This is a genomic window from Hellea balneolensis DSM 19091, assembly GCF_000428525.1.
In the GTDB taxonomy this organism is placed as follows: Bacteria; Pseudomonadota; Alphaproteobacteria; order Caulobacterales; family Maricaulaceae; genus Hellea; species Hellea balneolensis.
Map to the genome: position 1 here is coordinate 154,501 of NZ_KE386760.1, position 14,631 is coordinate 169,131.

Here is a 14,631-nt window from a genome sequence, read left to right on the forward strand (position 1 = left end):
AACGGCTCAATGACCGGATTTAATGAGATAGCAAATAAGCTCACTGTTCAGGGCGAAGGCTATGCCGCGCACATACCCGAAGATTGGCGTCAGGGGCGGACCGCATATGGCGGCTTGACGGCGGGTCTATCGCTTGCCGCCGCGCAAAAGCAATTCCCTGACTTACCGCCGTTTAGAAGCGTCACGGTCAATTTTATTGGACCCGTTTCAGGCCCGCCTGTCTTCACCTCTCGCTTGCTCCGCCAAGGCCGTAATGTCACATCAATAGAAACAGAAGGCCGTGTTGAGGGTAAAGTGGTCTCGTCTTGCACCTTCATTTTTGCGGGCCTACGCGACTCTAGCGTTAGCGTGGACTGCGCCGCTCCTGCGGCTCCCGCCCCGAAGGATTGCGAGCCTTTTACGCCGCCCGGCGCAGAAGGGTTCGTGCCAGCTTTTTTCAACCGCTTTGAGACAAAACTCATTGAGGGCGCCCGCCCAATGAGCGGTGCCGATAGGGGCTATATTCGGACATGGTCGCGCCATGCCGACCCAGCCTCACGCGAGGGGATAGCCAGTCTTTTAACCTTGGGGGATGTCCTGCCGCCTTCGGCTGCGCCGCTCTTTAAGCAACTTGGCGCTATCAGTTCAGTCAATTGGATTTTCACTGTTCTTATGGATGACCCTAAGACAAATGACGGATGGTGGCAGGTTGAAACGGATTTAACGGCCGCTGCCGGAGGTTATTCCTCTCAAGTCATGCGAATTTGGAACACTGACGGAGAGTTAGCTGCCGAAGGGATGCAATGCGTTGCAATATTTATGTAGGCAACGGCTATCCAATGAGGTCTTGAAATTGAGGCTTGGTAATACAGGCTCGGCAATAGGGTTTGGCCGCTTGCGGGTTTTTTAAATGCGCGGCATAAGCTGCCTTAACGGGAGAGATTTATGCAGCTGATATTTGCCGCAGACGGCACGATGTCTGACACGATGGAAATGCTGACAGGCACAGCCGTACGCGGTCTAAACATTCTTGGTTCGTTGTTTTTGTTTGTGCTCGGCATTCTTGCAGCGGCCATCATCATTTTATTTATTATCGACGTAACCCAGACCAAAGATACGGTGCGCCGAAACTATCCTGTGCTCGGCCGCTTTCGGTCTATATTCTCTAAATTGGGTGAGTTTTTCCGCCAATACTTCTTTGCGATGGACCGTGAGGAAATGCCTTTTAACCGGGCGCAGCGCGACTATATCAATGATATATGTGATGATGGGCATGAGACGGTGCCCTTTGGGTCAACCAAAGTTCTTGCCCCGGGCGAAGCGATTTTCGCCAATGGCATGTTCCCTAAATTAGAGGGTATGCATAGCCCCCATGCGCCTTATATTATAGGAGCAGACGCAAAGCGCCCTTATGCGCCGACCAGCCTGTTTAATATTTCCGCTATGAGTTACGGCTCTTTGTCAAAACCCGCTGTGCAAGCCCTCTCCCACGGCGCGCAAATGGCGGGGTGTTGGCTCAATACAGGTGAGGGCGCAGTCTCGCCTTATCACCTTGAAGGAGAATGTGATATTGTCTGGCAGCTCGGCACAGGCAAATTCGGCGCGCGCAATGATGACGGCACACTTAATGCGGATAAATTACGCAAAACCTGTGAAGATAACCCTGATATTAAAATGATGGAAATTAAAATCTCCCAAGGGGCCAAGCCCGGTAAGGGCGGCATTTTGCCGGCTGAAAAAGTCACGGCTGAAATTGCTGAAATTCGAGGTCTCAAAGAAGGGCAAGCCGCGATATCCCCTAACCGTCATGTCGATGCGGGGAGCCCTGCTGAATTATTGGATCTTATCCATGCGGTGCGCGAGGCCTCTGGGCTTCCAACAGGCATCAAATTTGTGGTCGGGAACATTGCGCCCATACATGATTTCGTCAAAGAGATAAAAAAGCGCGGCAAAGCTTCGGCCCCGGATTTCATCGCGGTGGATAGCGGCGACGGCGGGACAGGCGCGGCGCCGCTTCCGCTAATGGATAATATGGGCCTGTCTATTCGCGAAGGCTTGCCGCTTATGGATGATTTGCTTCGAGAAGAGGGCCTGAGAGATCGTATCGCGCTGATTGCGACAGGAAAGCTTATTACGCCCGCTGATGTGGCTTGGGCTTTTTGTGTCGGCGCTGATTTTGTCAATGCCGCGCGGGGGTTCATGTTTGCTTTGGGCTGCATTCAAGCGCTGAAGTGTGATGAAAACACATGCCCGACCGGCATTACGACCCACAACAAACGTCTACAACGCGGGCTAGACCCGACCAACAAAGCGGTGCGCGTTATGAATTATTGTAAGACTATTCAAAAAGAAGTCGAAATGATCGCCCATAGCTGCGGAGTCGATCATCCGCATGAATTGACCCGAGACCATGTCATGATTGTTCAAGCCAGCGGGCGCAGTAAGCCCTTTTCACAGACATGGGATATGTCGCGTTATATGTGAGATGTCTGAGGAAACGCGCAGACATTAGCTGAACGTCTCAAACGCCCCATATAAGAGCTCATTTCGCAGAGAGTCCTGCCTGATTTTATAGGGGGATAGGGTTGAGTGTTGTAAGTATTTAATGTGGCGATAAATCCTCATTGCAGACGTTATCTTAGCGGGTAATTCGCCGAGGATGTTTGATGTTCACATCATTAAACCAGCTTAGCGAATGTCTTTAATGTTTTTTTCTATAAAGTTTTTAAGCTCGAGGATTCTATTAGTGGCTTCCGTCACTAAGTGTTTGCGTTTTTCTTGATCAAATAAAAATTCTCTTTTATCAATCTTACTAAAATCAAATAAAGGTCCATAACATGGCCACCAAAGATTAGATTCATAAAAAAATGTCTTGATTTCTTCGCCATTCTTTGAATGTAAAAGTTTAGTAAGTTCGATAACAGGCTTCTCGCTTTCGTCTAAGACAAGGCCAACAATTAAGTTACTTCTATGGATTTTTGGCTGGCCTTCAATCTTAATATAAAACTCATTGTCCAAATTTGTATGGCAAAGATACATCCCTGAGTAGTTTATTGAAAGATCATCATCATATACAACTTCCCAGTCGTTTGTGGGGTTTTTAGATAGTTCTTTTTCTATCTCATTGAACATGAGTTTGACTGCTGATAATTCAGCTGCCTCGACTGAATTGGCGATAGTGAGTGCGGTGGGATAATTTTCTTTAATCTTAGCGAGTAAATCTTCATTCATTGTTTTGTCCGAGAGTTGATGCGTTAGTTTTTTGACTAGAATGATATATTGGCGAATGCTCTCTCTTAGAATCGAGGAATCATGAGCAATATTTTGGCATTCTACCAGCCATTCAATTACATGTTCAGCATATGATATGCATTTAAAGTCTTTTCTTTCATCCAAATCTCCAGCACTTTCTTTTGAGGGGGATGAACCGAAAAGCGTTAGATAATACACACTATTTTGATTTTGTTTTCGCTTATAATTTACATATCTTTCAATTTGATGTTTCTGGTCAGGGGCATATATCTTATTTTCAATTGAGATTGAGTTGCCCGCAAAATCAGTTATGAAAATGTCAATTCGCCCACCGGTCCGTTGCGAATAATTTACTGGACCAATATATTCTTCCGTATTGACAGTAGCATATTTGGCGTTTTTTCTTAGGCCTCCTTCATATTTAACTGTATCCAAAAATTTTTCTAAGAAAGCAGCTTCCATATTATGCGAACCTTTAGGGTTTAGAAGTTCCGCGATAAACGCTGAATGGGTGGCATCCTCGCGGCTTTCCATCTTCAGAATTGAGAAGAGGTTAAAACTTTCCCCTGTTTCATTCTCTTGTTTTATTTGCTTACAGATAATTTCGTTCGCATCACTAAGCAGACTTTCAATTTTCTTAAGGTTGCGAGAATTCAGATTATATGAAGTCATTATAGTCTTTCCATTTTCGACTTAAATTTAAGTATAGCGGCCATAACCCCATGATATGATCTGGTTGTAAAACTGCTTCTGCCGATTTAAGCTGAACGTCACATTCAGAGATTAAAGATATAGCCGACTCAAGATTAGGAATATTGGGTAACCAAAGGCCATTCATTTCTATTGATTCAGGCTGATAGCCGTCTTGATTGGACAGACTCATCAATTGGGGCACCTTTGACGGTTCCTTGAGGAAAAATACATTTTGGTTAAATTTTTTCGCTGCTTTAGCAAGTAGCGTTGAAAGACCTATATTTCTGTTCGATGTAAAATCTGCTAGCAGCAAATAGGATACGTAGGAACTTGACGATTTTTGAGTGGTATCTTTTAATAACGAGACACGCACTTTTACGACATATAAACCCATTTTGTGAGAATAAGCTAAGAGTAAACCCAAAGCCTTTTCGTTCTGAATTTTTGTTTTATCGGGCTGATAAGCTGAAATAATTCCAAGATCGTGTTCATCCATGATAAGTCGTGAATCTAACGCCTTGCTTTCTTCGTCCATTGTTTCCGACTCCCAGATTATTTGTTTCTTCGACTTAATGGATCTATATTTCGTATTCCACGGAAACTGGAATCTGTCACTTGATGGTTCCCGAGTCGAGAATTCACCGAAACTGTAAAACACGTTACAGTTTTTTATGCCAAGATAAATAAAAAAGCACAACATTCTAAGGTGTGCTGCCACTGCCGTGGCCTTATCCGATTCAAGTAGCACAAAAAAGGGAGCCGTTAGGCCCCCCAAATAATGCACTTAATTTGGTGTGATTTACTCCTCACTCTCCAATGTCTCCATGGCGGCCTCGCTCATTTCGAAATTATGGAAGACGGTTGACACGTCATCGCAATCTTCAAGGGCATCCATAAGGCGTATTACAGATGCAGCTTGGTCAGGATTGTCGATGTTATTTTGGGCTTTCCAGACAAGGTTTACGGATTTGGCTTCTCCAAATGTCTTTTCCAATTCTGCAGCGACCGTGCCCAAATCATCCCGCGCTGTCCAAATCGTGTGAACGGGTTCATATTCGTCCCATTGGTCATCGGCGGCGTCATCGGATTCGCAATCATCTGCGCCCGCCTCAATTGCCGCTTCCATCATGCCGTCTTCATCCGTCACGGCGAGAGGATATTCAATCTTGCCCGCTTGGTCGAACATAAAGGCGACAGACCCTGTTTCGCCAAGTGCGCCGCCATTTTTGGAAAAGGCTGTCCGCACAGCCATGGCCGCGCGGTTTTTATTATCTGTGCTGGCCTCTACGATGAAACCAATGCCGCCCGGGCCAAAGCCCTCATAGCGGATTTCTTCATAATCTTCTCCGTCGCCGCCCGCGCCTTTATCAACCGCACGCTGGATATTATCCTTGGGCATGGATTGGCCTTTGGCGTTTGCAATGGCGAGGCGCAGACGCGGGTTCATATCGGGGTCAGGGCCGCCCATCTTTGACGCAATCGCAATGTCTTTTGCGAGTTTAGAAAAAAGCTTAGAGCGGGCCTTATCCTGGCGACCTTTGCGGTGCTGGATATTGGCCCATTTGGAATGGCCTGCCATGGGAATCCTCTATGTATTTTAATATGACTTATCTAATTTGCTGTGCTCTTAAATGCTCGGAGAGCAAAGAGCAACATTTCAAAGACGCTCGGCTAGCTTAACCTTAGCTCATTCACATCGCGAAGATCGCCTAATTTTCCTTTGATAAAGCTGTTAAATGATACGGAATATCGCGTGTCTTTAGACATATTGGCCTGGACGAAATGCTGAAGACGAGAGGAGAACATAATCAGTTCTCCTTTCTTAGGCGTCACCACATTCATCGTCGTGTTATAGATATTTTTCTTATCATTATCAGGCGTGAGCTGGAGCTGCTGATAGGTGGTGTGACGGTCAAAAATCATACTGGCAACAGGTTTAGGCATATCTGTATAATAAAGGGCACCTGATACAATCGAATTGGAATGGGAATGTCCGTGCATGCCCATATTTGGTTGATTAATCAAAGACCAAGATTGGGTTGGATAGAGCTTTTGCGAAATTCCCATCACTGTCTTGGCATAAATATCCAAAGCCTTTTGTACGGCATTTTTAATGGATTTCAGCTCTTTGTGGTTGAAGATATACAAATCTTCGGAAATCAGATTAGACTTATTTTGAACCATTTTCAGGTTCTTGATAATCTCTACTTGTTTGTCGCTAATCGCATGGCTGATATTCGCCCTGAAAAGTGGCTCCGCGAATAATGGATGCACCTCATACTCTATCTCTGCCACAGTAACTCCCCTAACCATGTGCTTAATTTGGAATGAAATTACACCAATGAGGTTGCGGGGGCAAGTTGCCTGCAATATGCGGTTGGCAAGGCTTACACCTTCAAGACTTCATCTACCCATTGCGGCACTAATGTCCCTGCAGCGCCTAAGCGGCTCTCATCAAAAAAGTGCGAGCCTTGAGAGCGTTCCAAATTAAGCTCTAATGTAGCTTTGCCTATAGAGCTTGCCATTTGCACAAAACCCGCAGCAGGATAAACAGCCCCGCTTGTTCCGATAGAGACAAAGAGATCGCAATCCGACAGGCGCTCTTCTATCACATGCATGGCATAGGGCATTTCCCCGAACCAAACGATGTCAGGACGGGATGTGTTTTTGACATAACATTTTGGGCAAGACAGATGCGGTGAGGCGTCTTCTAAATACTCCCAACGATGCTCACACGTCCCGCAGAGCATAGAGGTTAAAATGCCATGCATATGGATGACCTCTTTTGTGCCGCCGCGCTCATGCAGATCATCAACATTTTGCGTGACAAGGGTGAGCTGACCACCATTTTGTTTTAGCCCGTCTTCCAGCTTCGCCAGAGCGACATGGGCAGCATTCGGTTTCACAGTTTTTAAGGCGGCGCGGCGCAAATTATAAAATCGGTGTACAAGTTCGGGGTCTTTGGCAAAGCCTTCGGGCGTGGCGACATCTTCGACGCGGTGATTTTCCCATAACCCGCCCGCCGCGCGAAAGGTCTCAATCCCGCTTTCGGCGGAAATACCAGCCCCCGTCAGGATAACTATCTTTTTGCTTTTCATATCTTTCAGCCTAGAAGATAATCATGATGCCGCCAATCCTTCCGCCAAAAGTATTATTTATTTGTTTGGGAAATATATGCCGCTCCCCCACGGCTGAGGCTGTGTTTCGGGCACGGGCCAAATCGGCGGGGCTTGACGTCATAATAGATAGTGCGGGCACAAGCGGTTGGCATATAGGCGAGCCGCCTGATCACCGCAGTATCGAAGCGGGCGAGATGCGCGGCTATAGCTTTGCAGGGCAAGCCTCCCGTAAGGTTATTCGAGCTGATTTTGCTAAGTTTGACTATATTCTCGCGATGGACCTGAAAAATGCAGCCGCGCTGAAAAAGATATGTCCCGAGAATTATATTTCGCGTATTGGTTTGTTTCTGGATTATGTGCCTCAAGCAAAGATAAGCGAGGTGCCAGACCCTTATTATGGCGACGGCGATGGATTTACAAAAGTCCTCGACCTCATAGAGCAAGCTAGCGACGGCTTGATTGCGGCTTTAAAGCAATAGACACCACGCCTAAATCCCGCTAATCGGGCGGCAGAATAACAGCTAAGGTTTCGGCTATGACTAAAGGTTTAATCACTGTTTTTGGCGGCTCCGGGTTTCTCGGAAAATATGTGATCCGTGAGCTTGTGAAAGAAGGCTGGCGCGTGCGCGTACCCGTCCGCCGTCCGCATACGGCCCAAGAGCTAAAAGTCATTGGAAATGTTGGGCAAGTTCAGCTCGTTCAAGCTAATTTACGATTTAAAGACTCTGTAGAGCGGGCCGTCGCCGGTTCTGACGCGGTCATCAACTTGGTCGCGCTGCTCTTTGAAGAGGGCAAACAAAGCTTTGAAAATCTTCACGTCAAAGGGGCTGAGACGCTTGCCAAAGCAGCGGCGGCGCAGGGCGTTACGAATTTCGTTCAAGTCTCTGCTATTGGCGCTGATGCTGAAAGTGACAGTGATTATTCACGCACTAAAGCCGAAGGCGAGCGCGCCGTGCGGGACGCGGTGCCAACAGCAGATATTATGCGCCCGTCTATTATTTTTGGCGCTGAAGACCAGTTCTTTAACCGCTTTGCAGCCATGGCACAGCTTGCGCCTGCGCTCCCTCTGATGGGCGGCGGGGATACAACATTCCAGCCTGTCTATGTCGGGGATGTCGCGCAAGCCATTGCCAAAGCTGTAGGACATGGCACGTCGGGTAAAACCTATGAGCTGGGCGGGCCGCGGCGCTATACTTTCAAAGAGCTTATGCAATTCATGCTCGAAACCATTGACCGTAAACGCTTCCTCGTGCCTGTGCCTTGGGCGGCCGCGAATTTCATGGGAGCTATTGGTGAAATCTCTGGCATGGCGCCTTTTGTGAAGCCCTTCCTCACGCGCGATCAGGTCAAAAACCTAAAAGTCGATAATGTTGTCTCAGATGACGCGCTAGGCTTTGCGGATTTGGATATTCGCCTGGAAACCATCGAGGCGATTGTCCCGACCTATTTGGCCCGCTTTCGCAAATACGGACAATTTCACGAAAAACGGGTTTAGAATTATCTGACCTCACAGAGACGCGATTTGCGGCTTTGTTAATTCTCCCCTAAACACCTTCTATATTTACAGGGAGATACGGATATGACTTTAAAAACATTATTTTTGGCCGGGGCGGCTTTAACGCTCGTGGCTTGCGGTAATAGCGCCAGTGACGTCAAAGACGCTGCGACTGAGGCAGCCTCTGATATGGTTGCTGAGGCGAAAACAGCGATGTCCTCACAAGTTGATAGCGCGCGTCTTGAGACGATATTGGCTGCGCAGCCGGATAAAGCCAAAGCCCGTTATGAGGCGCGTCATCCGAAGGAAACGCTTGAATTTTTTGGTATTGCGCCGGGCATGACAGTTGTCGAGGCTCTGCCGGGCGGCGGCTGGTATTCCAAAATCCTTATTCCTTATTTGGGCAATGAGGGGCATCTGGTCGGTGTGGATTATTCGATTAAGATGTGGCCTGAATTTGGCGGCTTCGCGACGCCTGAATTTGTTGAAAAGAGAAAGACATGGGCTGCCGAATGGACCGAAGGCGCGCAGGCCTGGCGCGTTGGGTCAGGTGGCGAGATTTCAGCGTTCACTTTCGGAGATCGTGACACGTCGATGGACGGTACAGTTGATGCCGTGCTTTTCGTGAGAGCCCTTCATAACCTTGCCCGTTTCGAAGATGAAGGCAGTTATTTAAGCGAAGCGATAGCGGACGCCAAAGCCTTGCTGAAATCTGGCGGCATTGTTGGCGTGGTTCAGCATCAAGGCCCTGAAGCAAATGACGACGCATGGGCGGAGGGCGATAATGGCTATCTAAAAAAATCAGATGTCATCGCGAAATTCAAATCAGCGGGTTTTGAATTTGTCAAGGAGTCAGACGTCAATGCAAACCCCAAAGATATCCCGACAAATGACGAGGTGGTTTGGCGATTGCCGCCGTCTTTGCGTGGTAGCCGTGATAATCCCGAATTAAGAGCTGAAATGGAAGCGATTGGTGAATCCAACCGCATGACATTGTTGTTCAAAAAACCTTAAGGCGTTACAAAGCTATAAAGCTATCAAGCCGCTTTTCACGAAGCGGCTTTTTTATGGGCGGTTATCGCTTAAGAGCCGCTTCAACCGCTTCGACTTGTGCGTTCAGGGCCGGGTCTTCTGCCCGTAAAGCATCAATGCGTTTTACCGCATGCATAACAGTCGTATGATCACGGCCCCCAAAGCGGCGGCCAATATCGGGCAGAGAACGTTTGGTGAGCTTTTTGGATAAATACATGGCGACTTGACGCGGGCGCGCAATGATGCGGGCGCGGCGTTTAGAGGTCATGTCTGTCAAGGTGACGCGAAATTCTTCACAGACTGCCTTTTGGATACGGTCCACGGTCAAGCGCTGCCCTGTGGTGTAGCGTGAGTCTGAGAGTGTTTCCTGCACCGTTTCAAGCGTAATGGGCGTACCCAGAAATTCACTTTGCGCTACGATCTGATTAAAGGCCCCTTCAAGGTCACGCGGCGTGGCATTCATGCGGGCGGCCAAGTGATCACGGGCATTTTGAGGAATAGCGAGCGTATCATTTCCGCTGGCACGGCGGCGCGCAATTAAGCGGTCTAATATACGCAAACGCAGCTCATAATCAGCAGAGCTGATTTTACAAACAAGTCCAGAGGAGAGGTAAGATTTTAGCCGCTCAGAGGCTTTTTCAATATGGTCGGGATGGCGGTCTGCCGCGATAAGGATTTGACGTCCCTGATCCACAAGGGAGACAAGTGTATGCAGTAGCTCTTCCTGGCTGCCGGGTTTGTCGGCGATGAAGTGGGCATCATCTATGATGAGAAGGTCTACATCGCGTAGAGAAGATTTAAAGGCTTCAATCGCTTCGCGTCCGTTGCCGCCGCGCACTGAGCTGACAAAAGCGCTGACAAAAGCCTCAGATGAAATCAGTTTCACGCGGTGGTTCGGGTCAGTTTGTTTTACGGCATGTTCTATGGCGTAAAGCAAATGTGTTTTCCCCATGCCATTTGTGCCGTGTATAACTATGGGATTATATTGCGCCGCGCGGCAGCTCGCAATTTGGCGGGCGACGGCAAAGGCAAGCTCATTCGAAGCGCCGACAACAAAATTATCAAATGTGAAGCGATCGCGCGGACTTTCTCCGCCTTTACGGCCTTCAGAGGCGCAGGCCGCATTATCAAACGGTGATGCAGCGGCTGCGGACGAGGCCTGTGCTATAGTGCGAGTTTTCGATACAGCCTGTTCTGCTGGCTTAAGACCTGTTTTAGCGTGTGGCTGACGCATAGGCGCATGTCCTGCCGCGGCAGAAAACATAACGTCACGCGCCGGATCGACCATGTCATGCTTCTTCCACAGGCGCGTGACGGTGTCGGCGTAATTTGTCTCGATTTTGGAGGCGATAAACCGTGTTGGTGCGCTTAGCGTGACAATACGGTCTGTGGCGGAGCTGACGCGCAGCCGTCCTGTCCAAGACCGGTGAATATTTGCGCCAAGCGCATAAGCCAGGTCGTTGCGAACTTTGGCCCAAGTGTTGTGAGCGCTCTGCAGAGGGGGTTCACCCGTATAGAGATCAGGTGCTGGACGATCAATTTTAGTAGGAGCTTTGGAGGCAACTTCAGACACAATTTGATCATTCCCCGACATTGCAAATACTCCGCATGCTCTCATGTGCCTTACCAAGGTAAGTCATTGTTATATAATAATAATTTACGAATTGAAGCCCTGCGAGGGTGTCGCATAGCTTCGTTTCCCAATGTAGGACGAGCGCCCCGTCAGCCCTGTCTACACCTCTTATAAACCGACTCTTTTCGCCTCCGTCAACCGCAATGAATCGTAAAATTCACATCATTTTCGGTTGACAGAAAAAAACCTAAGAATCGCAAAGAACTAGCTGTCAAAAAAAGTTCACACTTTTTTAACTTTTTTTTCGGCTTTCTCTTTAACCCCCATAAAGATGCATATTTGGGCGTAATTTTACAGATTACGCTCAACGAATTTTAGAGTGTCAGCTTCTCTAGAATAACGAAGTTTTGTTATATCATTTCGCGCGCAGATGCTCCGCGCAAAAAAAAGGCCGCTAAAAGCGGCCTTAATTTTAATAATGTCAGCTTAGGCCTAGCCGATAGCTTTCACGCGTTTTGAGAGGCGCGAAATTTTACGCGCCGCTGTATTTTTGTGAAACACGCCTTTAGAGACTGCGCGCATGATTGCGGGTTCAGCAGCTTTAAGAGCGTCTGCTGCAGCGGCCTTGTCGCCTTTTGTGATCGCATCTTCGACGCGACGAAGATTTGTTTTCACCATTGTGCGGCGATTACGGTTTACGTCTGTCTTGCGCGCTTGTGAGCGAACGGCTTTTTTGGCGGATGCAGTATTTGCCATGTAGTCCTCAGATTTTATGCCCAAATTGGCAGATTAGAATTTTGAAAGCGGCCTATAGACGCGCGAGCATTGCGCGTCAACAGGCGTTTTTCATATAAGCTTTTAACTGTAAAGAGCGATCTCCTTTCCCCCGTTCACGGGCGAAGTACCGCGAAGCGGGGATGGGGGGAGCCCCAAGCGCCACTCTAAATTTGGGGGTGGTTCTGCTTTGCTCCCCCCTCCGCCCTTCGGGCACCTCCCCCGTGAACGGGGGAGGAGTCTCTACTACTTATTTTTAAAGTGTGGCTTACGCTTTTCGCTAAAGGCGGCCATGCCTTCTTTTTGATCTTCTGTCGTGAACATAGACTGGAACACGCGGCGTTCTAGGCGGATGCCTTGGGCCAAACTCATCTCAAATGAGGCGTTGATTGTCTCTTTTGTCATCATGGCGATAGGCTGACTTTGCGCGGCAATCTTGGCCGCCGCCTCTTGCGCCGTTTCCATAAGATTATCCAAAGGCACAACGCGGGATACTAAATTAGATGTCAGCGCTTCCTGCGCATCCATCATGCGGCCCGTAAGGCACATATCCATGGCTTTGGATTTGCCAACCGCGCGAATGAGGCGCTGCGTGCCGCCAATACCCGGCATTACGCCCAAATTGATCTCAGGCTGTCCAAATTTTGCGTTATCTGCCGCGATGATGAAATCACACATCATGGCAATTTCACAGCCGCCGCCCAGCGCGTACCCTGCGACGGCCGCAATAATAGGCTTGCGGAAACGGTCAATGGCTTCGTGATTGGCGAATATATCGCCTTTATATATGTCCAGATATTCAAGCTCGGCCATTTCCTTAATGTCTGCGCCTGCCGCAAAGGCTTTTTCGGAGCCCGTCAGGATAACACAGCCAATGGAGTCATCTTTTTCCAGCTTGGTCAGGGCCTTGGCCATTTCAGCCATCATATCGCTGCGCAGCGCGTTTAGCGCTTTGGGACGGTCCAGCTTAATCGTCGCGACTGCGCCATCCGTCGTCAATTCAATCATGTCATAGCCCATGTGGGACTCCGTGTTTGTTTGAAGGCGGCATTTACACCTCGCCCATAGACAGCGCAACCGTGTTATTTTTGGCAAGCCTTACAATAAAAACTGCTGCGCCCGCTTTGAACTATACGCATAATAGAAGCTTCGCAGGCGCCGCACGCTTCCCCCTCGCGTCCGTAAACGTCAAAGCTATGTTGAAAATAGCCCAAATCGCCCTCTGTATTGGCGAAATCTTTGAGGGATGAGCCGCCCGCCTCAATGGCTTGGGCGATAACGTCTTTGATATGACCGACGAGGTTTTCTGTTTCCGCCACCGTCAATCGGCCTGCGGTGCGTTTGGGCGAGATTCGGGCGCGGTAAAGCGCTTCGCAGACATATATATTACCAAGCCCTGCGATAATGCGTTGGTCGAGCAGTGCGGCTTTAATCTTGCTCTTTTTCCCCTTGAGTTTTGCGCGGAGGCCCGGTGCATTAAAACCATTCCCCATCGGTTCAGGGCCGAGGTCGTCGAGGCGGTAAGGCTCGCCCTCACCAATCAGTTCCATAAAACCAAAACGGCGCGGATCATTAAATGTGACGCGCGCACCGCTGCTCATTTCGAAAATGACGTGGTCATGTTTGGGATTAGTGTTGTGCTCATGCACAAATTCGGCTGTGGGATGGGCGTCGATGGTGAAGCGTCCGCTCATGCCCAGATGCATAAAGAGCCGCTCGCCCGAAGACAGTTCAGCTTGGAGAAATTTCGCGCGGCGGGTCAGGCGGGTGAGGGTCTTGCCTTGGATGCGGTCAACAAACCCCTCCGCAAACGGAAAGCGCAGGTCAGGGCGGTTGAGCTGGACGCTAGTAAATTCAAAGCCCTCCATAACGGGGCTAAGACCACGGCGAACAGTTTCAACTTCGGGGAGTTCTGGCATGTCTAAACTATCCCTGTCATCCCGCACAAAACGCGTAGTGTTGCTGATGCGGGACCTAACGATAGAGTGCAAGATTTGAGGTTAGGTCCCACATCGAGCGCGGGATGACAGGGTTTGATTAAAGCCCTTAGGATTTAGCCGGCCCTGTACTGACAGCGACCATGGCCGCGCGTAATGTCCGCTCACCCAGTTTAAAGCCTGTTTGCATCACAGTCGCGACATTTCCCTTGTCCTCATCGCTCGGGATTTGCGCGACAGCTTGATGCACATTCGGGTCAAATTTACTACCAACGCCCGGCACAGCTTTCACGCCATGGCGGGAGAGGGTCAGAATGAGGTCTTTCTCGGTCAGTTCAATGCCTTCTAGCAGGTTTTTAGCATTCTGGCCCATATCCTCTTTGGCTTTACCGTCCAGATTTAGAAGGGCGCGAGAGAGGTTGTCATGCACAGAGAGCATATCCACGGCAAAGCGTTCTATGCCATAAGTCTTGGCGGCGGCCACTTCGCGCTCGGCGCGTTTCTTGACATTATCAGCATCGGCCATGGCGCGCAGGGCTTTGTCTTTTAGCGCGGCGAGCTCAGCTTCGAGCTCTTCGATACGCTTAGCATCGCTATCATCATCGGCTTCGCTGGCCTCCGCGGCGGCTTCGCGTTGAGCCATGCCGTCCATTTCCATATCAATGGCCCGTTGCAGAGCGTCCAGATCCTCTTCAGAGGGGAGGCCGTCTTCACCAAGGTCCATATGCTTCATGTCGATATCTTTGTTTTTCTTACCGGCCATAGTGTCTACCTCTG

The 14,631-nt window shown here is 49.1% G+C and carries 15 protein-coding genes; 5 read left to right on the forward strand and 10 right to left on the reverse strand.

The genetic code is table 11. From position 1 onward, the window contains the following. Nucleotides 1-9 precede the first annotated feature (9 nt). Together F569_RS0115285 and F569_RS0115290 are read left to right on the forward strand one after the other, a co-directional pair. A complete protein-coding gene (locus tag F569_RS0115285) occupies nt 10-804 on the forward strand; it encodes a thioesterase family protein (RefSeq protein ID WP_026942909.1) in 795 nt (264 codons plus the stop codon). Between the two features lie 120 nt (nt 805-924). Then, nucleotides 925-2,463, forward strand: coding sequence for an FMN-binding glutamate synthase family protein (locus F569_RS0115290; protein WP_084169062.1), 1,539 nt, complete (start codon nt 925-927; stop codon nt 2,461-2,463). A 204-nt stretch (nt 2,464-2,667) separates the two neighbouring features. On the opposite strand, the gene F569_RS19225 is transcribed toward F569_RS0115290, so the two are convergent. From F569_RS19225 to F569_RS0115315, 5 genes are all read right to left on the reverse strand, one after another. Beyond that, nucleotides 2,668-3,903 carry a PDDEXK-like family protein gene (locus F569_RS19225; RefSeq protein WP_051279964.1) on the reverse strand — a complete coding sequence of 412 codons (1,236 nt, stop codon included), beginning with the start codon at nt 3,901-3,903 and terminating at the stop codon, nt 2,668-2,670. After that, the gene (locus F569_RS0115300; protein WP_154813772.1) at nt 3,890-4,459 is read right to left on the reverse strand and encodes a hypothetical protein; all 570 of its coding nucleotides are present in this window, start codon (nt 4,457-4,459) and stop codon (nt 3,890-3,892) included. Before F569_RS0115300 ends, F569_RS19225 begins: the two co-directional genes overlap by 14 nt. 264 nt (nt 4,460-4,723) lie before the next feature. Beyond that, nucleotides 4,724-5,503, reverse strand: a complete 780-nt coding sequence (locus tag F569_RS0115305; RefSeq protein ID WP_026942912.1) for a YebC/PmpR family DNA-binding transcriptional regulator — start codon at nt 5,501-5,503, stop codon at nt 4,724-4,726. Between the two features lie 92 nt (nt 5,504-5,595). Further along, nucleotides 5,596-6,219, reverse strand: a complete 624-nt coding sequence (locus tag F569_RS0115310) for a TIGR02466 family protein (protein ID WP_026942913.1) — start codon at nt 6,217-6,219, stop codon at nt 5,596-5,598. A 92-nt stretch (nt 6,220-6,311) separates the two neighbouring features. Further along, nucleotides 6,312-7,022, reverse strand: a complete 711-nt coding sequence (locus F569_RS0115315) for an NAD-dependent deacylase (RefSeq protein ID WP_051279965.1) — start codon at nt 7,020-7,022, stop codon at nt 6,312-6,314. A gap of 23 nt (nt 7,023-7,045) precedes the next feature. Here F569_RS0115315 and F569_RS0115320 point away from each other — a divergent pair, with 23 nt between their 5' ends. The 3 genes from F569_RS0115320 (at nt 7,046) to F569_RS0115330 (ending at nt 9,552) form a co-directional block, all read left to right on the forward strand. After that, nucleotides 7,046-7,522, forward strand: a complete 477-nt coding sequence (locus F569_RS0115320; RefSeq protein WP_233353702.1) for a low molecular weight protein-tyrosine-phosphatase — start codon at nt 7,046-7,048, stop codon at nt 7,520-7,522. Nucleotides 7,523-7,578: 56 nt separating this feature from the next. Continuing rightward, a complete protein-coding gene (locus F569_RS0115325) occupies nt 7,579-8,538 on the forward strand; it encodes a complex I NDUFA9 subunit family protein (RefSeq protein WP_026942916.1) in 960 nt (319 codons plus the stop codon). 84 nt (nt 8,539-8,622) lie between these two features. Further along, nucleotides 8,623-9,552: a class I SAM-dependent methyltransferase gene (locus F569_RS0115330; protein ID WP_026942917.1), complete on the forward strand. Its 930-nt coding sequence runs from the start codon at nt 8,623-8,625 to the stop codon at nt 9,550-9,552. A 61-nt stretch (nt 9,553-9,613) separates the two neighbouring features. Here F569_RS0115330 and dnaA read toward each other — a convergent pair whose 3' ends face one another. The 5 genes from dnaA to grpE form a co-directional block, all read right to left on the reverse strand. Beyond that, entirely contained in the window at nt 9,614-11,164 is a 1,551-nt protein-coding gene (gene dnaA / locus F569_RS0115335) for a chromosomal replication initiator protein DnaA (RefSeq protein ID WP_051279966.1), read from the reverse strand. Nucleotides 11,165-11,635: 471 nt separating this feature from the next. Then, complete coding sequence (rpsT, locus tag F569_RS0115340) at nt 11,636-11,899, reverse strand: 30S ribosomal protein S20 (RefSeq protein WP_026942919.1); 264 nt, start codon at nt 11,897-11,899, stop codon at nt 11,636-11,638. A gap of 264 nt (nt 11,900-12,163) precedes the next feature. Then, complete coding sequence (locus tag F569_RS0115345; protein WP_026942920.1) at nt 12,164-12,937, reverse strand: enoyl-CoA hydratase; 774 nt, start codon at nt 12,935-12,937, stop codon at nt 12,164-12,166. Between the two features lie 62 nt (nt 12,938-12,999). Beyond that, complete coding sequence (gene mutM, locus F569_RS0115350; protein WP_026942921.1) at nt 13,000-13,836, reverse strand: bifunctional DNA-formamidopyrimidine glycosylase/DNA-(apurinic or apyrimidinic site) lyase; 837 nt, start codon at nt 13,834-13,836, stop codon at nt 13,000-13,002. A 127-nt stretch (nt 13,837-13,963) separates the two neighbouring features. Next, the gene (gene grpE / locus F569_RS0115355; protein ID WP_233353704.1) at nt 13,964-14,617 is read right to left on the reverse strand and encodes a nucleotide exchange factor GrpE; all 654 of its coding nucleotides are present in this window, start codon (nt 14,615-14,617) and stop codon (nt 13,964-13,966) included. Nucleotides 14,618-14,631: the final 14 nt, after the last annotated feature.

Bases quoted from the DNA above. Each gene is read 5' to 3' on its own strand.
- F569_RS0115325 (WP_026942916.1), top strand. From the start codon at position 7,579: ATGACTAAAGGTTTAATCACTGTTTTTGGCGGCTCCGGGTTTCTCGGA.
- F569_RS19225 (WP_051279964.1), bottom strand. From the start codon at position 3,903: ATGACTTCATATAATCTGAATTCTCGCAACCTTAAGAAAATTGAAAGT.
- dnaA (WP_051279966.1), bottom strand. From the start codon at position 11,164: ATGTCGGGGAATGATCAAATTGTGTCTGAAGTTGCCTCCAAAGCTCCT.
- F569_RS0115300 (WP_154813772.1), bottom strand. From the start codon at position 4,459: ATGGACGAAGAAAGCAAGGCGTTAGATTCACGACTTATCATGGATGAA.
- F569_RS0115285 (WP_026942909.1), top strand. From the start codon at position 10: ATGACCGGATTTAATGAGATAGCAAATAAGCTCACTGTTCAGGGCGAA.
- F569_RS0115290 (WP_084169062.1), top strand. From the start codon at position 925: ATGCAGCTGATATTTGCCGCAGACGGCACGATGTCTGACACGATGGAA.
- mutM (WP_026942921.1), bottom strand. From the start codon at position 13,836: ATGCCAGAACTCCCCGAAGTTGAAACTGTTCGCCGTGGTCTTAGCCCC.
- F569_RS0115305 (WP_026942912.1), bottom strand. From the start codon at position 5,503: ATGGCAGGCCATTCCAAATGGGCCAATATCCAGCACCGCAAAGGTCGC.
- F569_RS0115330 (WP_026942917.1), top strand. From the start codon at position 8,623: ATGACTTTAAAAACATTATTTTTGGCCGGGGCGGCTTTAACGCTCGTG.
- F569_RS0115320 (WP_233353702.1), top strand. From the start codon at position 7,046: ATGATGCCGCCAATCCTTCCGCCAAAAGTATTATTTATTTGTTTGGGA.
- F569_RS0115345 (WP_026942920.1), bottom strand. From the start codon at position 12,937: ATGGGCTATGACATGATTGAATTGACGACGGATGGCGCAGTCGCGACG.
- F569_RS0115315 (WP_051279965.1), bottom strand. From the start codon at position 7,022: ATGAAAAGCAAAAAGATAGTTATCCTGACGGGGGCTGGTATTTCCGCC.
- grpE (WP_233353704.1), bottom strand. From the start codon at position 14,617: ATGGCCGGTAAGAAAAACAAAGATATCGACATGAAGCATATGGACCTT.
- rpsT (WP_026942919.1), bottom strand. From the start codon at position 11,899: ATGGCAAATACTGCATCCGCCAAAAAAGCCGTTCGCTCACAAGCGCGC.